Below are 21105 nucleotides of genomic sequence, written 5' to 3' on the forward strand. Positions count from 1 at the left end.
TCCGTCTTTGTTCAAAAGAAGGAGGTTAGCCTGTGAATCCTCACTAAATGTACTGACTTTGAAGCAATTCACAACACGTGTTACCTGCATTACATAGGGAAACAACCTGTGAATCCTCACTAAATGTACTGACTTTGAAGCAATTCACAACTCGTACGGAAAAGACGGAAAAACCGCCTTGCCTGTGAATCCTCACTAAATGTACTGACTTTGAAGCAATTCACAACAGGATTTTGTCTAAGGTCGCCACGGAACCCCCTGTGAATCCTCACTAAATGTACTGACTTTGAAGCAATTCACAACAAATGGCAGAAGTGGTAATATTTCGACCACCTGTGAATCCTCACTAAATGTACTGACTTTGAAGCAATTCACAACAGAATATTTAAAGGGATTTTAACATAAAAACCTGTGAATCCTCACTAAATGTACTGACTTTGAAGCAATTCACAACCGTGGAGCTTTTATTTTAAAATAGTCTATACCTGTGAATCCTCACTAAATGTACTGACTTTGAAGCAATTCACAACTCATATAAGTAAATTTGTTTGCCCAAAAATCCTGTGAATCCTCACTAAATGTACTGAAAAATTGCAGAAATTTCAGTTGTTAAGAGCGAGTTACTTTTCGCATACGCCTGGGACCATACCACAACCAAAAACCAGTAATGGTAAATAAAAGCAGGGCAAGTCCCATTACCGAAGTGTAGATCAGTTTTAGTATTTCTCCCGGTGTATCAAACAGGTAGTCGAGAATGGAACCGTCATGAAGGTTTTCAATGAAATCAGAATTTCTTCTTTCGATATGAAGTAATTTTCCTGTGGCGCCATCTAGTTGTATCCCCCAAAAGTGGTCCGTAAATACAAATTTGACCATGCCTTTGTGCTTCCGGATATCGATACGTTCCAGATTGGTAGAAAGTCCGGAGTCAACAGCGTTATGAAGTACTGAGCAGGCGATGGTATGCAGACTGTCAATAGGGAGCCAGTCGTTCAGATCCGTGGAGCTTCCTTCGTATGTTTTAGGTAGTATTGCTCCATTACTGTGCTTTTTCCACCCCAAAAGCAGTCCGGTAATAGCGATAATAAAAAAGAAGACGAAAAGCGATGCCCCTGTAACGCGATGAATCTTTCGGAAAATCCGAAGCAGACGAGCTTGTTTTTTTCGTTTGAGATTGTAGGACATTTGGCTAAATAGATATGTATATACTGATCACCTTACTCTGGTAAGAGAAAGGGAAAATAAAAAAAGATGCCGGAACTTGTTACAGTATCCGGCACCTGATTGTCATTACTGAACGATCAGTTTGTGTGTACGTTCATAATCTCCCGAAGTCAGTCGGACAAAATAGACACCTTGTGACAAAGGAGCTATTTTACTCAGGTTGACCTCTTCTTTATCCGAAGAGACAGTCAGGCTGGTTTGCCCGATAAATCTGCCTGCGGCGTCTGATAAAGTAATTGTCAGTGGTTTCCCTTCACCGGAAATCTGGATGAATACATCCGCTCCCGATTGGGCAGGGTTAGGAAAAACAACAGATTCCGAAAGAAGATTCTGTTCGTCATCCATTCCCAGTGTACCACCTACCATAATGTTGTCAATTGCAATGTTGTTCGAATAATCCGAAGCCGTATATTCAAACTTAAAACGAACATTGTGGTCGGATGGGGAAGTGCTTACAGAGAAACTTTCTTCCCGCCAGATAGATGAAGATCCCGGAACAAAATCCTCGAAACCGGATCCGTTGGTAATCAAATCCAATCCGCTTATCGTTTTTCGCAACTGCCACGTTCTACCGCAGTTTTTGGAGACATAGATTTTTAGTTCCTCTTTCATATTCGCCTCGTCAAACGCATTGGTCGCCGAACTAAAGGAGAACGAAACCTGCACACTTGAAGTGTTCGAAAGATCAAACGATGGTGTTATGAAAGCATCCACAGTACCTCCCAGACGATTATCGTAGAAAAATTCGTCCGAGAACTCATACGGATCGGTGTAAGGAGATACGTTTCTAAGGAAAATTCCTTTTGACCCGTTAATACCTACATTATTCAACACTTTCCATTCACCCTCGTTTTTCTCCGGGTTGTCAATGATGTACTGAAAGTCCATTTCATCGTCAAAAGTTAAACCTCTTGGTCCGTGAAAATCCACATAGTCCGGTGATACATAAATGTAGCTTTCTTCGGTCTTTGTACTCTCACCATTTGTTCCGGTAACAGTAAGTGACACGGTTTTCCACCCCTCACTATCCCAGGAAACTGAAGGGTCTTCGTCGTTTGAATACTCCGGTGTTCCTCCCGGGAAATGCCAGGTGTACTGCGGATCTTCAACACGCCATGAGTGATTGGTAAACTGGATTGCATCGCCTTTACATACAGTAATGGACGGAGCATGAAAATCCGGTTTCGGAAGACAGGTTAACTGCGGAGATAAAGTCTGCTGCAGATTACTTTCCAACCAAAGTGATTTTCTGGCGGATGTTTCCGAGTGTAGAATAGTACGCATAAAATGTACTTGTCCTTCTGTGAACATATTGGAACAATACGAGTACTCCATATAATTTTGAACATTGTCTAACTCCGAATCACAGGTGGTACCAGCAAGGTCACAAGTCGTCCATCCGATCGTATTAGGGGTGTCCTCAATGCCGTCATCATCTGTACAGTTGACCGGTTGACCGGGATCGTTTGTTGTTCCCCATGTATGAGCAAGTCCCAGAAAATGTCCGATTTCATGTGTCAGTGCACGGGAGTTGTTTGTACTGGAAGTCCCGATATCACTGATGTAATTGTGGCGGATGATAATTCCGTCACGCCAGAACCCGTTCCCTTCTACAGCTGACGGGAAATAAGCATACCCGGCCACACCGTTTTCCATTGATTTTACCACCCATACGTTCAGGTATTTGGCTCTGAACCAGGGGCGCAGTTTCGAATAATCATCTCCGATTAATGTTTCGTGTGAATAGTACCGGTTAATTCCATTGGTACATTCTCCGAAAGGATCTACACGCGCCAGTTCAAACTGTATTCTTGCTTTTCCGGCAATTGCTTTAAACTCCGGAACAATAGCTGTTGTATCAGCGTTTAATTTCATGTAGTCCTCGTTCAGGATTTCAACCTGTCTGTACACCTGTTGATCAGAGATGTTTTCCGGACCGTATTCGTGAATAATATGGAACACAATAGGAATTGTAATAAGAACTGTGTCCTCATCACTTTTAGTAGTGTATTGTCCCATTTCGCGCATACGTTCGTACGCCTGCTTGATCTCAGGGTGTAATTCTCTAAGTTCCATTTCTTTTAAGTGAGAACCGCATTTGAAGTGGCTTTCCTGCGCTAGTCCTGTGATGCCCAAAAGAAAGGAACATAAAATAAATATGTATTTCATGTTTATGAAAGTTAAATGAATAAATAACCTCTCACATCCCGTTTCGGGAATGTGTTTTCGAGTTTTTTAAGCGACTAAACGAGGCGGGGGTACTGGGATTTCAAGCGAAATATCGAAGTAAATTTCCGGAGGTCTGTCAGCAATGACCTCATAGTGTGACTGAAACTTTTGAAGCTCCGTAAGTAAGATGTGTAATGGAATATACTCTTTCTCGCAGACAACTTTGAGCTTCGCTGTTCTGGATTCAGGATCTGTATTTTTTGCAAAGCAGATTGTAGCCAACTGGTTGACGCGTTGATTAAGTGCAGTTTCTTCTCTGTCCCACCAGCAATGGAAAAACAGGGAGTCATTCTTCTCCTTTCGGTAGACAATATCATACATTTCTCCCCTGTACTCAAATTCTTTTGAGTGTTTCCAGTTTACTTCCCGGTCGATCGTATGCTTTGAAAACCGAAGTTCGACCAGCTGGTCTACCGGAACTTCGCTCATGAGCTTACGCTTGACTTCCTTACGGATTTGTTTGCGTTCTAACTCAAAATACGTTCGTAATCCAAGGAAAGGTATGTACAAAACTGCTATAAGCAATATGACTGATATCGTACGCGTCACGGGATAAAATTACGACTTTTTCAGAGTATATGAAGAATAGGAGGTGAGTTAAAATCTCAAGTGACTGATATTTATAGTGTTTTGTAGTTGACAGAGTGTGTATTGTATAAAAACAGACTTGTAGGGTATGACTGGTTGAGCAACAGGAGAATGGAAGTAAGATAGGAAAGGAGTTATTGTATTCAAAAATAGAAGGGATATAGTTTCATTCAAACTTTCTTGTACATTTGTCGTGAAATGGAGAAGGTAAAAAAGACGCGGATTCTATTCCTGGATATGATGCGGTTTCTTGCATTGTTCATGATGATCCAGGGACATACCGTTTATGCGATGATCGATAAAGAGATCCGCGAGGGGGATTCGTTGGGAATTCATACCTGGACCTTTTTCAGGGGATACACTGCACCTTTCTTTATGGTAATAGCAGGTGGTGTGTTTACTTTTCTATTGATTCAGGAGAATAATGTGCATGTACGTCACAATATGCGTATCCGGAAAGGAATTACGCGGGTGGTGACTTTGCTTTTCTGGGGCTATCTTCTTCGTTTCCCTCTGCAATCCCTGTATGCAAGAATTTCACAGGCACAGGCAGATGTTGCTATGGCAGTTGATGTACTGCATATTATCGGTTTGGGCTTATTGACGATAATGACCATTTTTTCATTGTCACGGAAGTACATAACAGGACTTATGGTGATTTATTTTACCCTGTTTGTTTCGGTTGCTTATATCAGTCCGCATATTACTACTGTGAATTACCATAGCCATTCTGAACCTCAACTTTCGGAGCAAAACCTCGGAGTAGTTTTGGTAAACAATACACCTGAGATTGCAGATTCCTTGCATTTGATTGACGGCGACGGATTGGTTGTAAAAGAAGTTGTTAAGGGGAGCAAAGCTGAAGCGTTGGGATTGCGATCCGGTGATTTGATTCTGAGTATCGGTTATCAGGATGTTTGCTCTTTGGAAGAATTACCTGTTATGGAGTCGCGACAAGTGTACGGTAAATATGCTAACCTGAAAGTAATCCGGGGAAATACTCTGCTGGATATCGAATGGAACTGGGATAAAAAGGTCAGCCTTTTTCCTAATTTTTTCACACTATGGATCAATTCGGAGAAAACCTTTGCAGGGAAGAGTTCTCCTTTTCCGACTTTCCCCTGGATTGCCTACTTGCTTTTCGGAGGATTTTTTGGTGCATGGTTAGCACGAATGAATGAAAAAGACAGGCTTCACAAATTGATGGACGTAAAATTATTGATTGTGTCAACGATATTACTGGTCTGGTCCGAGATAGGAGATCGTATTGAGATAGATGTATACGGGCGAAGTAATTTCTGGGGAGACGTTGAGGGAATGGGAGCCAGTCCTAACCTGATTTTGCACCGCATTGGAGTTGTTATTCTGGTTGGATCTGTTTTTGCATTTCTGGCACGTTTTGTAAAAAAACTCCCCCCATTGATGAACCAGATGAGCCGCAATACGTTATGGTTGTATATAGGTCACCTGGTGATTCTTTACTGGATTCGACCCGTATTGTACAGGGGTCGGTTTGATGTAGGAGGAACCCTGATTTGCGTAGCTGTTATGTTTGCTTTAATGATAGCCCAGACAAAAATAATTGAAGCAAAATCGAAAAAAGGTTCCTGGAAATTGTATCTTTTAGGAGTAGTAAATAACTTTAAAAGAGGGTAGGAGTATGAAAAAGATAATTGGAATTGTGCTGGTGATGGTAACTGTTTCGGCATGTGGGGTGAAGTTATTGATGCCTTCAGAACAGGATGTGACAAGGGTTTCAGATAAATTTCCGGGGTACACGCTTTCTGAGCTGAGTCAGGGGAAAACATTGTACGAGGAGAATTGTAAAAAGTGCCATGGATTAAAAGCTCCGGAAAAACTTTCAGAAGAAAAATGGAGAAAAATCGTTCCTCCGATGGCTAAAAAAGCCAAGATTTCTGCCGGAGAAGAAGAACTTATCCTGAAATACCTGATTACAATGTCAGGAGCTCAACGCTAATACCATTGTGGGTATTCGGCTCGAAGAATTCTGTCAAAACATGAACGAATTGTAATACCGGCACAAGCAAGTTGCTGAGGAACAAGACTTGCTTCCGAAAAACCGGGAGTGGTATTTACTTCCACTAAATGAGGAATTCCGTCAACAATAATGTAATCAACCCGTGCCAGAGAGCGCAGACGTAAGGTAGCGTAAATTTTTTCCGTAAAAGCCTGCACCATCGTTAATTCCTGCTCATTGATGCGTGCAGGTGTTATTTCCTGGGATTTTCCTTCGTATTTGGCAGCGAAATCAAAATAATCGCCTTCGGCTACAATTTCTGTCGGAGGCAGTGTGACAATACCATCCGGAGACCGAAAGGCGCCACATGTCACTTCAGTGCCTTTCAAATAACGTTCAACTACCACCGTTTTTCCTTCCCGGAAGGCGTAATCAAGAGCCGGTTCAAAATCACTTTTTTCTTTGACCATAGTGACACCAAAACTGGAGCCGCTGTCACACGGTTTAACAAAACAGGGGAGTCCTGTTTGCGAAAGAACATCATCGGTTTCGTGTTCATCGGGTGTAAGATATAACACAGCATCCGCTACCGGGATACCAAAGTTTTTCAGAAACTGATTACAGAACCATTTGTCAAACGACAATTCCGACGCAAGCGGATTACTGTTTAAGTAAGGGATGCCTTGCATATCAAGATAAGCCTGAACCTTTCCGTCTTCGCCGGGGTATCCGTGAATATACACGACAGCAAGGTCAAATTTCAGTCGGGTACCATCAGGTTGCAGAACCGAAAAGTCATTCAGGTCAACGGGAGTTTGCTTTCCCTGCTCATCCAACCACCAACCTTGTTCATTCAATATAATCCTGTGACAACTATACTCTAAAGGAAAATTAGTAATGATGGTTGTGGCACTTTTCAAAGAGATGGCGTACTCCGAAGAAAGTCCCCCGCAAATAACAGCAACTTTACGCATATTCTGATGTTCTTTGCGGCTAAGTTACGTATAGTAGTGTTTCCTTCGAGAAGGACAGGTCAAAGTTATTAGCACTTCTGTTTTAATAATCCGGATTGATAGAGCAGCCGTAAACCGAAAAGAATGGCAGCGTGTTAAAAAACAATAAAGTCATCAGGCGGCAGTTTCTTATGATGAATATTTTTTTAGTTTTGTTGGATAATATTCAATATCCGTGGGAAGTTTTTTTGTTAAGCTATTCAATTTCATAAAGAGCAGAACATTTCTGATCAATATAGCTCTTATTATCATTGCTGTTTTGTCCATTATTTTCGGAACATTGTCGTATCTGGATACGTTTACCCGTTTCGGGCAAAAGATCGAAGTGCCGGATCTGGTAGGAGACAAAGTAAATCTGGAAGAAATTGATGCTTACCTTTCCGGGAAAGAAATTGGATACGAGGTACTGGATTCTGTATACCGGACAGATTTACCTCCCGGAACTGTCTTTTTTCAGCAACCGGGCCCCACTTCACAAACCGGAGTGTATGTGAAAGAAGGACGAAAAGTAAAGCTGAGAGTAGCTACACGTTTCCGAATGGTAGAGATGCCGGCTTTGGCAGGAAAAACTTCTAAACGTTTTGCGGAACAAATACTGGAGAACAGAGGCTTGATTCCTGTTATCGAATTTCAACCCAGTATAGAAGGGAAAGATCAGGTGTTGGAGCAAAAATACAAAGGGAAAAAAGTAACTCCGGGAGAAAAACTGCCAATCGGATCAAAGATTGTATTAGTAGTGTCCAGAGGTCCTAGTGTTCAGACGGTTTCCGTTCCGAATTTAGAAGGGATGACAATATCCGAAGCAAGAAATCGTTTAGAACAGCAAAACCTTTCTCTGTATGTCTTGTGTCAGACCTGTCCTGATGAGGCGAGTAAAGAGAAAGCAGTTGTTGTCCGCCAGATGCCGGATGCTTCGGGAGAATCAGTTATTTCTGCCGGAGGTACGGTTACAGTTTGGGCAGAATAATTGTAAATTAGAAAGAATATGTTGAAAGCAATCTTCCCTGGATTCTCTGCTATTTTATTTGCTGTAACCTTATCTGCTCAGGTAGAGGTTGTATCACCATTGCTCATGCGGGGTGGTGAAAATACTGTAGCTGTACAAAAAAATGGACAGGGAGAAACCATACACGGGCAGTTTTTTTACCAGTTGGATACAGTAAGTCTGCCTGTTTTTGATGATTTTTCCACCAATAAATTTCAACCTTACGAAGCAGAGGCAACAGATCCGAATGTAACGGAAGAATTGTATTACAAAATGTTGGATCTTTCTGATCTTCCATTGCCAATGAATACTACGTTTACGGATTATCCGACGTATAAGGTAAATGTTAATTCGGGAGCAGGGACGCAGGATACGACCTGGTATACGGCAGAAGATTTTAAATACAACGCATTGGATACCTATCCGGTAGATGTGTATGGTACGTATTCAGGCTATCCGCCATATATTATTTTTGATACAATTGATGTTGCAGGGGATCCTGATACGGTTTGGATTGAGACAAATTTATACGTTCAGGATACTGCCCGGGTGTATATCGTTTCCGTTACTGATCCGGATTATATCTGGACGGACTATCAGGCGTATTGGAATATGTCCAGACCGGTTGATCCCTGGTCGTTGGGAGTGGCAACTTTTGACGGTCTGGATGAAAACGGGTTTCCGTATGCAATAAATACAGCCTATTCGGATTATGCAGATCACCTTACTTCAAAAGTGATTGATTTGAATTATCCTCCTAATGATAGTATTTACTTTAGTTTTCTCTATCAGGCAGGAGGTTTTGGAGATATGCCGGAGGAGGGCGACTCACTGATCTTGCAATTCTTTAACGTGGATGACCAAGTGTGGGAAAACGTCTGGGGAACGCATGGAATTCCGCTTAGTGATTTTAAATTAGTGCATTTCCCGGTCGTACAAAGTAAGTTTTTGCAAAATGGGTTTCGCTTCCGTTTCAGAAATTATGGAGGTTTGTCAGGGGATTTGGACAACTGGCATGTGGATTATGTAAACCTGAGACGACTTTCAGGGTATCAGGATACACTGGTTTCAGATTTTGCAATCGTTTATCCGGTGAATACATTATTGAAAGAGTATACAGCTGTTCCCTGGAAACATTTTAGAAACAACCCTTCGGGGAGGATGTCAGATGACCTGAGGTTGGTTGTGCGTAACGGATCAAATCTTCCTGAGAATAATCCTCCTGGTAATCTTCGTGTGTATTATGAGGAAGTTTTGGAGCATACCTATACATTTCCGGGGCAGACCTTGTCAAATGGTGATTTGAACTACGAACCGAGAACTACGTATTATTCCTACCACGATTTGGGGACAACATACCAGTTCTCGACAGGTATGGTAAATGATACAATGGTAGCATTTGATCATGAGTTTACCGCTACAGCTCCGTTTGCCCAGTTGACCAATGCTAATGATACAACCCGCGGGCAACAAGTATTTGCGAATTATTATGCTTACGATGACGGATCGGCTGAATTAGCTTATGGGATTAATGGGGAACAGGCGCGTCTTGCGGTTCAGTTTACGAGTTGGGAGCCGGACTCCTTAGTTGCTGTCCAGATGCATTTTGTACCTACAGTACTGGATCATTCGGATAAGATCTTTCTTCTGACAGTATGGGGTGATAATAACGGGCGTCCGGGGAATGTCTTGTATCAGGATGATTTCTTTTTTCCAAGCATGCCGGAGTATATGCACGATCGGAATTTATTCTGGAATTACTATTTTAGAGATAATATAAGAATTCCTGTTTCAGGCGTTTTTTACGTGGGATGGAGACAGATTGAACAGGACGCACTAAATGTAGGATTGGATAAGAATACAAACAGTCAGCAGAAGGTATTTTATTCCATAAATGGAGAGATTTCATGGCTTAATTCGTCCTATTCCGGCTCTTTGATGATTCGTCCGGTAGTTTCTTCAAAGATGAATTATCAGTTGAGCACAGACGAACTGATGAAAGAAGAATCTACAGAAGATTTGGTTGTTTACCCGAATCCATTCAATAATGTAATTAACCTCTCGGAGCCGGGAGAAGGAACCGTAGAGTTATTTACTCTGGATGGGAGAAAAGTACTAGAGTCTGAGTGGCAGACTGAAATTCGAACAGATACAGTTCAAACCGGTATGTATATGCTGGTTATCAGAGATAAAAAAGGTGTTGTGGTGAACACGCATAAAATCACCAAATTATGATAGAGGAAGAGCAGGATTTTCAGGAAAATGAATCAGAAGAGTTGTATGAGCATTATAGCTTTACAGCAGACGGTGGTCAGGAAGTAGTACGAATTGATAAGTATCTGCTAGACAGGATGCCAAATACCTCCCGAAACAAAATTCAGGTGGCGGCAAAAAACGGGAACGTACTGGTTAATCAAAAGACCGTAAAACAAAATTATAAAGTAAAACCGGGAGATGTTGTTTCCATCGTTTTGCCTTATCCGGTAAGAGAGCTGGAGTTGATCCCTCAGGATATTCCGTTGGATATCCTTTTTGAGGATGATGCACTTATCGTGGTTAATAAGCCGGCTAATATGGTTGTGCATCCCGGATATGGTAACTATACAGGAACCCTGGTAAACGCATTGGTCTACCATTTTGATAACCTACCCTCCAGAAAAGATGATTTTTACGGACGTCCGGGACTTGTACATCGGTTGGATAAACACACAACAGGTGTTATGGTCGTAGCGAAAACAGAGCAGGCGCTGACGGATCTGGCGAAGCAGTTTTTCGATCGTACAACGGAGCGAAGATACCATGCACTTGTGTGGGGAGATGTGAAAGAAGAGGAAGGAACCATTACCGGGCATATCGGTCGATCATTGAAAAATCGCAAAATGATGGAGGTATTTCCGGAAGGGGATTATGGGAAGCATGCGGTAACACATTACAAAGTACTTCGACGATACGGATATGTAACTTTAGTAGAGTGTAAACTGGAGACAGGTAGAACCCATCAGATCCGAACGCATTTTAAGTATATAGGTCATCCTTTATTTCATGATCTTGAATACGGAGGAGATAAAATCCTGAAAGGAACAACTTTCACAAAATACAAGCAATTTGTTGAAAATTGTTTTGAATTATTGCCCGGGCAGGCTCTGCATGCCAAAACACTGGGCTTTACGCATCCTGTTTCAAAACAGTGGATGGCCTTTGATTCCGAACTTCCGGAAGGATTTAGCAGAGTTTTAGACAAGTGGGAGACCTACAGTTCATTTAAAATGGAGTAGGTGTTGCTAACAAAAAAAATAATATTAAGTTTGTAAAATATCAAAATTATCCGTTTTTTCGTGACAATTTTGTGTTAAAATACAGTCTATGAAACGATATTTATTAACCAGCTTATTATTTGTATTTGCTACTATCTCTTTAGCACAACAGAAATACATTGACGAGGCAAAGTTCTATTTTCAAAGCGAAAATTATTGTGAAGGAGCCGAAAAATGTGAACTAGCTTACGGGAAAATCAATCCGAAATCCGATAAGGCAAAACGTCAGAAAGGTGATATGGCTTTTATGGCAGCAGAGTGTCACCGTCTGACTGAAAACTTTTCGTATGCTACGGATTGGTATGATAAGGCTATCTTGTTGAGATATTACGAAGTAGAACCTAAGGTATACCTCTACAATGCTGAAATGTACCGTGCAATGGGAGATTTTAATCCTGCGGAAGAAAACTACAACGAGTATCTTAAACTGGTTCCCGGAGATAAGATCGCAAAAAGAGGTTTGGAATCTGTTAAATTGGCGAAATCTTACAAAGCAAACAGAACGCGTTATACAGTAAAGAACGAGTCTAAAATCAATAAGCCGGAGTACGATATGGCGCCGATGATTGGTGACCGAAAAGGTACGGAGTTGTATTTCTCGTCTTCGCGTCCGGGATCGACAGGTTCTGATAAAGACCCGAGAACTTGTGAAAGCTATATGGACCTTTGGGTAACTAAAATTGATAAAAAAGGAAACTTTAGTCAACCCCAGTTGATTACCGGAGAAAATGTAAATACAATAGACAACGAAGGATCACTTTGTTTTGACGGACGTTTCAAAACCATGTTCTTTACACGTTGTCCGAATTTGAAGAAACAAAATCTGGGATGCGATATCTGGATGTCCGAGCTTGGAGCAAGAGGTTGGGAAGAGCCAAAGAAATTGCCATTGAAGCCGGAAGGAAAAGAAGGAGATACTATTTCTGTGGGACATCCTTGTGTGTCTCCTGACGGGAAATTCCTGATTTTCGCTTCTGATATGTTTGGTGGTCAGGGAGGTCGTGACCTGTGGTATACAACATACGACCGTCGCTCGGATTCATGGTCTGCACCGGTTAATATGGGACCGGAAATCAACACAGAAGGTAATGAGTTGTTTCCTACATTCGGTGAGGACGGATCACTTTACTTTGCTTCGGATGGTCACCTTGGAATGGGAGGGCTTGATATCTTCAGAGCTGAAAAAGTAGGAGAGGAATACAAGTGGACAAAACCACAGAACCTTGGGTTCCCGATCAATTCTGTTTCCAATGATTTTGGTTTGATTGAAATTGACGCAAGAAACGGGTACTTTACTTCGAACAGAAAATCTACAGATTCTCAGGGAGAGTATACAGATGATATCTGGTCTTATAATTTACCTCCAAACTTGTTTACTTTGAAAGTGATTATTTCGGAGTCTGATTCTAAAGGAAAAGGAAAACGAATTGAGAACGCAACGGTGAAAATTACAGGTTCTGACGGATCAAGTTGGGAAGGAATTACCAATGATCTTGGGGAAGTGTATTTTGAGAAAAAACCGGATGATTCACGTTACATTAATGAAAATACAGAATACCTGATCGAAGCTAGTCTTTTCGGAGAAGGAGATCAGGGGTACTATCCAAACTCAGGAGGGATTTCTACTGTAGGTCTTGAGCAGGATATGGACTTTATTAAAGAGATTGCATTATTGCCGAAACGTCCGATTCGTTTGCCTGAGGTGCGTTACGCACTAGGTAAGTGGGATCTTTTAGTAAACGAAGAAATCAATTCTAAGGATTCCCTGAACTATGTGTATGACCTTCTTCAGGAGTACCCAAGTTTGGTTATTAAACTGACTTCACATACGGATGCACGTGGTTCGGCTTCTTCAAACAGAACACTGGCACAGAAACGTGCTGAGTCTTGTGTGAAGTACCTTGTAGAAGAAAAAGGAGTTGATCCTAAGCGTTTGGTAGCAGAAGGACGAGGAGAGGATGATCCTAGAACTGTTTGGTTATTGAACGGAGAGTACCTGGTTGATGAGCCAAAAGCTGATGCTGGGGCTGAAGAAATCGAACTTGTTGAAACCTACATTAACAAGTTCAAGAGAAATGAAAAAGAAATATTCGAAAAACTGCACCAGTTTAACCGTCGTACAGAAGGAGAAGTGGTAAGTTTTGACTACGTACCTGAACCTGAAAAACCGGAAGGTGAAGAAGGAGAAACAGGTGAAGTAGAGCAAACAGAAGAATAAGAATAGAGATACTTTAGAAAAAGCATCCCGTTGTGGGGTGCTTTTTTTATTTTTGCATTTTACTTGAATTATGGCCGATACAAGATATAATTTGCGCGGAGTTTCCGCCGGAAAAGAAGAAGTACATAACGCAATAAAGAACGTTGACAAGGGATTATACCCTCAGGCATTCTGTAAAATTATTCCGGATATGCTTACGGGATCAGAAGAACACTGTGTCGTTATGCATGCTGATGGAGCCGGGACAAAGTCCTCTTTGGCGTATATGTACTGGAAAGAAACCGGAGATATTTCTGTGTGGAAAGGTATTGCACAGGATGCCTTGATTATGAATATTGATGATCTTTTGTGTGTTGGGGCTACGGATCAGATTTTGCTTTCTTCTACTATAGGACGAAACAAGAACCTGATTAGTGGTGATGTTATCGCTGCCATAATTAACGGAACAGAAGAACTTCTTGCAGAGCTGCGTGAAATGGGAATAGGGATCTATTCTACAGGAGGAGAAACAGCGGATGTGGGAGATCTTGTTCGTACTATTATTGTCGATTCTACGGTAGTTGCTCGTATGAAGCGTGCGGATGTAATATCCAACGATAAAATCCGTCCGGGAGATGTAATCATCGGATTGGAGTCATTTGGACAGGCAACGTACGAAAAAGAATACAACGGGGGGATGGGAAGTAACGGACTTACATCTGCACGTCATGATGTATTTGCGAAAGAACTTGCTGCAAAGTACCCCGAAAGCTTTGATCCTCAGGTGCCGGATGAATTAGTTTATTCAGGTAAGCTGAAACTGACGGATAAAGTAGAAGGGACTCCTATTGATGCGGGGAAACTGGTACTTTCACCTACGCGTACGTATGCTCCGGTAATTAAGAAAATTTTGGATAAACACCGTACTGACATTCACGGGATGGTCCACTGTTCAGGGGGAGCACAAACCAAAGTGTTACACTTTGTAAACAATCTACACGTCATTAAAGACAATTTGTTTGAGGTTCCGCCTCTTTTTAAAACGATACAGGAACAGTCGGGTACTGAATGGAAGGAAATGTACAAAGTCTTCAATATGGGGCACCGTATGGAGCTGTATGTTGATGAATCTTTAGTTGATTCTATAACGGAAATAGCAGCTGGTTTTAATATCCGTGCAAAAGTTGTCGGACGTTGTGAGGCATTTGAAGGAAAGAAGTTAACGATATGCTCCGAATTCGGAGAATTTACTTACGAATAAAGATATGCAGGATTTACTGGATAAATTAGAACTGATTCAGGTACGGTTTCAGGAGGTGGGAACGTTAATTACCGATCCTGATATTATTGCAGACATGCAACGATATGTCAAACTTAACAAGGAATACAAGGACCTTGAAGAGATTGTTGTAGCCTATAAAACGTATAAAAATACGTTAGAAAATATAAAAAGTTCACGTGAAGTACTGGCAACAGAAGAAGATCCTGAGTTTCGGGAAATGGCACGTATGGAACTGGATGAGTTAGAACCAAAGAAGGAAGAGCTGGAAGAGCAGATCAAGTTCTTATTAATCCCGAAAGATCCTGAAGATGACAAGAACGTAATTGTCGAATTGCGGGCAGGAACCGGGGGAGATGAAGCCTGTATCTTTGTGGAAGATGTCTTTAGAATGTATACCATGTACCTCAAGGAGAAAGGTTGGTCATACGAAGTGATTAACTCCAATGAAGGAGGTACAAAAGGATACAAAGAGATTGCTCTGAATATTACAGGAGAAGGCGTGTACGGTACACTGAAATTTGAATCAGGTGTACACCGTGTACAACGGGTTCCTGAAACAGAGTCGCAGGGGCGTGTACATACTTCGGCAATCACAGTTGCCGTTCTTCCCGAGGCAGAAGAAGTGGATGTGGAGTTGAACATGACAGATGTGAAACGGGATACTTTCCGTGCCAGTGGAGCAGGAGGGCAGCACGTTAACAAAACAGAATCTGCAATACGTCTGACTCACCTTCCTACAGGAATAGTAGTAGAGTGTCAGGATGGTAGGTCTCAGCATAAAAACCTTGAGAAAGCGATTTCCGTACTGCGTTCACGATTGTACCAACAAGAGTTGGATAAGAAAAATGAAGAGCGGGCAGCACAACGGAAATCACTCGTTTCTACCGGAGATAGATCCGCGAAGATCAGAACATACAATTATCCTCAGGGACGTATCACGGATCACCGTATCGGAAAAACGATTTACAACTTATCAGCGTTTATGAATGGAGATATTCAGGAGATGATAGACGCATTAAAAATGGCCGAAAATGCGGAACGCATGAAAGGCGAACAGGTATAACATGACCCGAAAAGAGCTTATTGAACAAATCAGAAAGAAACAGTCTTTCCTTTGTGTGGGGCTGGATACGGATATCAATAAAATTCCGGACTTTTTGAAAGAGACGGAAGATCCGGTTTTTGAGTTTAACAAACGCATTATTGACGCGACAAAAGATTACTGTGTTGCGTATAAGCCCAATCTGGCGTTTTACGAATGTCAGGGACCAGCAGGATGGGAATCACTGAGAAAAACACTGGAATATATTCCGGATGATATTTTTACCATTGCTGATGCCAAGCGGGGAGACATTGGAAATACGTCGACCTATTACGCAAAAACATTTTTTGAGTACCTGGGATGTGATTCGGTAACGATAGCACCTTATATGGGAGAAGACTCGGTAACCCCGTTTCTTGAATTCCCAGGTAAATGGGCCATTGTGCTGGCGCTAACGTCCAATGCCGGAGCTCTGGATTTTCAGATGATCAGCGACGAGAAAGGAAAACGACTGTTTGAAAAAGTATTGGAGAAAACAACCCGATGGGGAACTCCGGATAATACTATGTTTGTGGTAGGTGCGACACGTGCAGAAGGAATTGGAGAAGTACGTAAACTGGTTCCCGATCATTTCTTCCTTGTGCCCGGAGTAGGAGCACAGGGAGGTTCTCTGGAAGATGTTACCCGTTACGGGTGGAACGAAGACTGCGGTCTGTTGGTGAACTCTTCAAGAGGGATTATTTACGCGTCAAATGGAGCTGATTTTGCGGAAGCTGCGGGGGAAAAGGCCGCGGAAATTCAGAGAATTATGGAGAAAGAACTGAGAAGCCGCAATTTCTAGGGAAAATTAACCTACTGTCTTATGTAAACACAAAAACCAAAATAAAGATTACCAATGAAAAATCAACTATTTATTTTACTACTGGCTACACCACTATTATTTAATTGTTCCGGAGGAGGAGGAGAGAGTGATGAGGAGGTCTCAAATGAGGTTATCATTAATTTTCTGAATGACGTTTCTTCGTTGGAATATGTAGAGGGAGTTTCTCCTATTATAGAACTTATGGATGAAGCGCACAGATATGCATCAGAAACTCTGAATTTGACGAAAGAGTCTATGCCGGATGTGCTGGAAGAAGCAGCTAATCATAAACATTTTGTTATTATCGTCGAAGATCATACAGCTGTGAAAATAACAAGTCTGGATGATTGTAAGCAATCCGGTGCCTGGGGAGTATGTATGCCTCATGGGAGTGGATATATAAAGAAGGGGGAATTAGTAGAGAAGAAAGATTATATTAATAATATCATTGGAATTCCGGACAATCAGATGAGAACGGCTTTCTTTTTTGATTGATACAGAGTTTAGTATCCTTTTTCCTTTAGTTGTCGGATCACTTCAGATACATAGTTGGCGGAATTTTTAAGCGCTGACATTTCTTTTGAATTACACGCAAAAGGGAAATACGATTTTCCGTTGGTTGTGTAAAACCAACTCAGGGCAATAGACTCCTTTAGTCCCAAAAATGTGTTTAATGTTTTATCCGTTTGACAACAAACTGGATACGAAAAAGGAGTAGATCGATCCTTTTTCAAAAGATAATCCATCAAGAATAAAGCACAGGATGCTACTCCGGTAGAAGTGGCATCCTGTGTTTGTTTAATTCTTTGTGCTGCATAAATCGTTTCCTGTTCAAGGTGTTTCTGCTGGTCAGAATGGAGCGTTATTTCTCTGATCCTGGAAAATAACGGGACCATTGTATTACCATGCTCTCCGACTACAAATGCCCGGATAGGTTTTGTTGTGTATCCCCGTTCTACCAAAAGAGAAGATAGACGAGCGGAATCTAACATGGTGCCTGTTCCGAAAACTTTTCCGGGAGCAGCAGATGTATAGTGCTGAACAAAATAAGTAATGATGTCAACCGGATTGCTCAATACCACTATATAAGGTGAGTACTTAAATTTTGTTCCCAAAAACAATTCACGTGTCAAGCGGACATTGTCTTCAGCAACTTCCATCCGGTCTTTGGTGATCTTTTTTCCAGCTCCTGCGGTGTGAAAGACTACCTGAGCATCTAGGAGTTTTTCACCACTATTTTTGCTAACCGTATGAGATCCATATAAAGCAGCAATATGTTGAAGCTCGAGAATTCTACCATCGTTCCTGTTGTCTGGTTCCATGATGTTCAAATCAACAGGTTGCTTACTTCTGTTTAACAGAAGAAGTGCTAAAGCATTCCCTACATTACCACAACCAATAACCGATATACAGATCCGGTTTTCGGTCATACTAATTCAATTTATCTGCCCGGGCTTTTGCCTCAGCCATTATCTTGTCTGCTTGTTTAGCGGCTTCCGTCTCTAGCTTTCCGGCTTTATCATCTGCCTGCTTTCGAAGCTCTTCAGCTGACTTCTCACGCAATTTTTTCTCGATAGGATTCTTGGCCCCGTCAACGAGTGCTTTTGCCTGTTTGTCAGCTTCTGCACGAATTACATCCGCTTGTTTTTTTGCTTCTGCTTTGATTTTATCCGCCTGCTTTTGAGCATCTGCCATAATTTTGTTTTTCTGCTCAATCAGATCTTCTTTAACATCTTCAACCTTGTCTTTGATTACTTTGGTTACAGTGTCTTTTACTTCTTCAATTTTGTCTTCTACCAAATCTTTTACCTGATCTTTCAGATTACCTGTTGCTTCCATCAAACTCTCTTTGAAGTTGGTTTTTATAACAGGTTTCATAACTGTTCCTCCCACATTGACATTCACAGGAATAATATCGGGTAGTCCTTTTACATTCAGTTGCGGAACAACGTTGTTGACTTTACCGATTGCCTGTTCAACTACTTTTATCATTTCTGCAGGAACCTGATCTTTCGGGACATTCATTTTCATTTTGTAGTCGATGTCTGTGGTAAAGGAGGTCCAGCCTTCAATATCAGAAGTGATTTTTCCAAGTTTAAGATTGAATGGTTTGACAAACATTTTTCCATCCTCAAATTCGAAACTGGCGCGTACATTGTCCAGTGTTTGTGAACTGAGTTTAGGAATTTTCAATTCGTTGGCCAATTTGGTTAAAGGTTCAAATCCTGAAACCGTGATTTTATTTGTAAAGAAATTACCACTACCCGTTAGCGACTCAAGATTAATGTCAAGGTCTTTTGTCATATCTCCTTCCATAGAAAGTGAAGTCGAAATTTTCCCTTGTGCGTATTTTGCGATCGGAGCCAGTTTTTCTACCGTAAGAAAATTATCAGCGAGTTGTTTGATATCAAGGTCTTTCAGGTCATACCCCAAATTGATATGCGGTTTCTCTGGATTTTTTGTGTCAAAACTTCCCTTCATACCAACTGTTCCACCCATTGTATTCATTTGCACATCGTTCAGTGAAGCAACGGATTCCTTCAGTTTTACATTTCCACGGAAATTATCAATCTCCATACCATCGTATTTAATTTTGGCAACAGCTGTATTCAGATTGAAGTCAATGTTGTCGGGGATAGAACCCGCAGCATCTTCTGAAGAACCAGATGCTGCGGGTTCAGTAGCTGTTTCCGTTGATGCTGTAGAAGATTCTTCATCAGAAGAAGATAGCCCCATAATTTCATCCAGATCAAGCATGGAAGATTTAAAATCAAAACTTCCTGTAAGCGTTTCGTCACGAAGTGCGTACCCCAGATAATTATCAATGGTTCCCTTCATGGCAAAATCAGAATTCCCCATTTTAGCCTGCATTTCTTCAAGAGCCAGGTTTTTAGGGTTAAATGAGAAATGCATCGACTCAACCGAAACTTCTTTCCCCAGATCAGGAGAATTGTATAAAACATCTTTTAGAATTAACCATCCTTCTGCATTAAAATCTTCGTACTGCTCATTATCAATTGATGACATTTTTCCGGCCAGCTTAAGATCCGCATCCAGCTTACCGTTATACGATTCTCCTTCGGCAACCGGCATAACTTTCTCTAAAGAAGCCAGATCAACTTTGGCAAGGAGGTTTAACCCGATATTCGGATCAGACATAGGCGTGCGAAGCTTTAAGTTCGCATCTATTGTATTACCGATAAACTCTGTATGAAACTTATCAATATCAACTTTGATATTATCCAGATTAGCTCCCTGTTCACGTTTTGTATTCGCCCGAATGGTGATTTTTTCAAACCCCGAAGGAAGATCCGGATAGCGGAAAGAAGCATTGTCTACATTCAGGTTGAAATCCCAGGCAGGAAGTTCTGTGTCTGTCATTTTTCCTTTTACCATTCCGTTCAATGCGAATGAACCCTTTGTCAGCATGGATTCATATCCTGTTCGGAACACACTTGGGATAAGAGAGATCAGTTCCTTGAATGTGGATCGGCTGGCGTCCAGTTTGAGATCCATATCGTAATAGTCATCGAACATTTCAAAATACCCGTCATAAGAAGTTTTAAATGCGTTTAGTGTAATTTCATTTTCTTTAAGAGTGAATTTCGAACTCTTTTCTCCGAATTCCATCAGAAGATTGACAATGGCATCCGTTTTAACCTGAGCAAGATAAGGAACCCCGTCCATGATAAATGTGATCGCATCAGCTGTTGTTTTGGTTTCAAAATTTACCGTTTCGGCTGTCAGGTCTCCGTTCCCGGAATGATTCAGATTCGCTATGACAGCGGACATATTTCCAGGCTTATCCAGATAACTGATTTCTCCATTTCGAATTTCGTACGATTTTAACGCCAATTTAAAACTGGAAGGTTCTGAAATTTCCTCTTCCGTTTTTAATGAATCAGGTTTGACAATGTCATAATTGGCACGACCATCTTGTAATACTTTTACGTTTACATGTGGTTCGATCAACTTAATGGATTCAATTTCGATCTGATCTCCTCCGATCACAGACCAGAAATCCAATTTTGCTTCTAACGCTTTCAGATTGACAAGCTCAACACCTTCAAAATCATCTTTCCCTGCCAGTTTTACCTCGTTTAATTCCATTGTTAGTTTAGGGAACGTTTTGATGATCGTGAGGTCAAAATCGGATATGCTGAGTTCGGCAGTAAGTTGCTTGTTCGCCTCCTTAATAACTAATTGCAGTATTTTGTCTTTATAAAAAACAGGGATCAGAATTAATGCGGCCAACAGGAGAATAAAAGAGATAGCCCCCCATTTCAGAATACGCTTAAAAATAGATTTTTTCTTTTTACCGTTGGTCGTTCGAGGTGCCATAAAGTCAAATTTTTTTTCGTTACTTTTGATTCTTAAAAATAAGAATATTC

At 41.3% G+C, this 21105-nt stretch carries 16 protein-coding genes and 1 CRISPR repeat array; of the genes, 10 read left to right on the forward strand and 6 right to left on the reverse strand.

The features are described 5' to 3' along the window. Positions 1 to 29: 29 nt before the first annotated feature. A CRISPR array of direct repeats spans positions 30 to 530; the repeat unit is 46 nt; unit sequence CCTGTGAATCCTCACTAAATGTACTGACTTTGAAGCAATTCACAAC. 79 nt (positions 531 to 609) lie between these two features. From ABDZ97_RS05170 to ABDZ97_RS05180, 3 genes are all read right to left on the reverse strand, one after another. After that, positions 610 to 1185, reverse strand: coding sequence for a PepSY domain-containing protein (locus ABDZ97_RS05170; protein WP_343785504.1), 576 nt, complete (start codon positions 1183 to 1185; stop codon positions 610 to 612). Positions 1186 to 1290: 105 nt separating this feature from the next. Next, positions 1291 to 3393, reverse strand: a complete 2103-nt coding sequence (locus ABDZ97_RS05175; protein WP_343785505.1) for a zinc-dependent metalloprotease — start codon at positions 3391 to 3393, stop codon at positions 1291 to 1293. A gap of 66 nt (positions 3394 to 3459) precedes the next feature. Next, complete coding sequence (locus ABDZ97_RS05180; RefSeq protein WP_343785506.1) at positions 3460 to 4002, reverse strand: hypothetical protein; 543 nt, start codon at positions 4000 to 4002, stop codon at positions 3460 to 3462. Between the two features lie 237 nt (positions 4003 to 4239). Here ABDZ97_RS05180 and ABDZ97_RS05185 point away from each other — a divergent pair, with 237 nt between their 5' ends. Further along, positions 4240 to 5697 (forward strand): heparan-alpha-glucosaminide N-acetyltransferase domain-containing protein, encoded by a 1458-nt coding sequence (locus ABDZ97_RS05185; RefSeq protein WP_343785507.1) that lies wholly within the window; start codon positions 4240 to 4242, stop codon positions 5695 to 5697. A gap of 4 nt (positions 5698 to 5701) precedes the next feature. Continuing rightward, positions 5702 to 6019 (forward strand): c-type cytochrome, encoded by a 318-nt coding sequence (locus ABDZ97_RS05190; protein ID WP_343785508.1) that lies wholly within the window; start codon positions 5702 to 5704, stop codon positions 6017 to 6019. On the opposite strand, the gene ABDZ97_RS05195 is transcribed toward ABDZ97_RS05190, so the two are convergent. After that, positions 6016 to 6993 (reverse strand): D-alanine--D-alanine ligase family protein, encoded by a 978-nt coding sequence (locus ABDZ97_RS05195; protein WP_343785509.1) that lies wholly within the window; start codon positions 6991 to 6993, stop codon positions 6016 to 6018. The two genes, ABDZ97_RS05190 and ABDZ97_RS05195, sit on opposite strands and share 4 nt — an antisense overlap. A gap of 214 nt (positions 6994 to 7207) precedes the next feature. On the opposite strand from ABDZ97_RS05195, the gene ABDZ97_RS05200 reads away from it, so the two are divergent. From ABDZ97_RS05200 to ABDZ97_RS05235, 8 genes are all read left to right on the forward strand, one after another. After that, entirely contained in the window at positions 7208 to 7999 is a 792-nt protein-coding gene (locus tag ABDZ97_RS05200) for a PASTA domain-containing protein (RefSeq protein WP_343785510.1), read from the forward strand. Positions 8000 to 8017: 18 nt separating this feature from the next. Continuing rightward, positions 8018 to 10252, forward strand: coding sequence for a T9SS type A sorting domain-containing protein (locus tag ABDZ97_RS05205; RefSeq protein ID WP_343785511.1), 2235 nt, complete (start codon positions 8018 to 8020; stop codon positions 10250 to 10252). Beyond that, positions 10249 to 11292 (forward strand): RluA family pseudouridine synthase, encoded by a 1044-nt coding sequence (locus ABDZ97_RS05210; RefSeq protein ID WP_343785512.1) that lies wholly within the window; start codon positions 10249 to 10251, stop codon positions 11290 to 11292. Before ABDZ97_RS05205 ends, ABDZ97_RS05210 begins: the two co-directional genes overlap by 4 nt. Before the next feature lie 88 nt (positions 11293 to 11380). Then, a complete protein-coding gene (locus ABDZ97_RS05215) occupies positions 11381 to 13549 on the forward strand; it encodes an OmpA family protein (protein ID WP_343785513.1) in 2169 nt (722 codons plus the stop codon). 70 nt (positions 13550 to 13619) lie between these two features. Next, a complete protein-coding gene (locus tag ABDZ97_RS05220; protein ID WP_343785515.1) occupies positions 13620 to 14789 on the forward strand; it encodes an AIR synthase related protein in 1170 nt (389 codons plus the stop codon). Between the two features lie 4 nt (positions 14790 to 14793). Further along, on the forward strand, positions 14794 to 15873 hold the full coding sequence (prfA, locus tag ABDZ97_RS05225; protein WP_343785516.1) for a peptide chain release factor 1: 1080 nt from the start codon (positions 14794 to 14796) through the stop codon (positions 15871 to 15873). 1 nt (position 15874) lies between these two features. Next, positions 15875 to 16693 carry an orotidine-5'-phosphate decarboxylase gene (pyrF, locus tag ABDZ97_RS05230; RefSeq protein WP_343785517.1) on the forward strand — a complete coding sequence of 273 codons (819 nt, stop codon included), beginning with the start codon at positions 15875 to 15877 and terminating at the stop codon, positions 16691 to 16693. Between the two features lie 54 nt (positions 16694 to 16747). Continuing rightward, positions 16748 to 17209 carry a hypothetical protein gene (locus ABDZ97_RS05235; RefSeq protein ID WP_343785518.1) on the forward strand — a complete coding sequence of 154 codons (462 nt, stop codon included), beginning with the start codon at positions 16748 to 16750 and terminating at the stop codon, positions 17207 to 17209. Between the two features lie 8 nt (positions 17210 to 17217). Here ABDZ97_RS05235 and ABDZ97_RS05240 read toward each other — a convergent pair whose 3' ends face one another. Beyond that, positions 17218 to 18144, reverse strand: coding sequence for a lactate/malate family dehydrogenase (locus tag ABDZ97_RS05240; RefSeq protein ID WP_343785519.1), 927 nt, complete (start codon positions 18142 to 18144; stop codon positions 17218 to 17220). Between the two features lies 1 nt (position 18145). After that, a complete protein-coding gene (locus ABDZ97_RS05245; protein WP_343785520.1) occupies positions 18146 to 21055 on the reverse strand; it encodes an AsmA family protein in 2910 nt (969 codons plus the stop codon). Positions 21056 to 21105: the final 50 nt, after the last annotated feature.

The sequence above is a fragment of the Wandonia haliotis genome, assembly GCF_039523435.1.
Classification (GTDB): Bacteria; Bacteroidota; Bacteroidia; order Flavobacteriales_D; family Crocinitomicaceae; genus Wandonia; species Wandonia haliotis.

Coding starts and splice junctions, on each gene's coding strand:
- ABDZ97_RS05240 (WP_343785519.1), bottom strand. CDS start 18,144: ATGACCGAAAACCGGATCTGTATATCGGTTATTGGTTGTGGTAATGTA.
- ABDZ97_RS05220 (WP_343785515.1), top strand. CDS start 13,620: ATGGCCGATACAAGATATAATTTGCGCGGAGTTTCCGCCGGAAAAGAA.
- ABDZ97_RS05175 (WP_343785505.1), bottom strand. CDS start 3,393: ATGAAATACATATTTATTTTATGTTCCTTTCTTTTGGGCATCACAGGA.
- ABDZ97_RS05245 (WP_343785520.1), bottom strand. CDS start 21,055: ATGGCACCTCGAACGACCAACGGTAAAAAGAAAAAATCTATTTTTAAG.
- ABDZ97_RS05170 (WP_343785504.1), bottom strand. CDS start 1,185: ATGTCCTACAATCTCAAACGAAAAAAACAAGCTCGTCTGCTTCGGATT.
- ABDZ97_RS05235 (WP_343785518.1), top strand. CDS start 16,748: ATGAAAAATCAACTATTTATTTTACTACTGGCTACACCACTATTATTT.
- ABDZ97_RS05185 (WP_343785507.1), top strand. CDS start 4,240: ATGGAGAAGGTAAAAAAGACGCGGATTCTATTCCTGGATATGATGCGG.
- ABDZ97_RS05205 (WP_343785511.1), top strand. CDS start 8,018: ATGTTGAAAGCAATCTTCCCTGGATTCTCTGCTATTTTATTTGCTGTA.
- prfA (WP_343785516.1), top strand. CDS start 14,794: ATGCAGGATTTACTGGATAAATTAGAACTGATTCAGGTACGGTTTCAG.
- pyrF (WP_343785517.1), top strand. CDS start 15,875: ATGACCCGAAAAGAGCTTATTGAACAAATCAGAAAGAAACAGTCTTTC.
- ABDZ97_RS05195 (WP_343785509.1), bottom strand. CDS start 6,993: ATGCGTAAAGTTGCTGTTATTTGCGGGGGACTTTCTTCGGAGTACGCC.
- ABDZ97_RS05210 (WP_343785512.1), top strand. CDS start 10,249: ATGATAGAGGAAGAGCAGGATTTTCAGGAAAATGAATCAGAAGAGTTG.
- ABDZ97_RS05190 (WP_343785508.1), top strand. CDS start 5,702: ATGAAAAAGATAATTGGAATTGTGCTGGTGATGGTAACTGTTTCGGCA.
- ABDZ97_RS05215 (WP_343785513.1), top strand. CDS start 11,381: ATGAAACGATATTTATTAACCAGCTTATTATTTGTATTTGCTACTATC.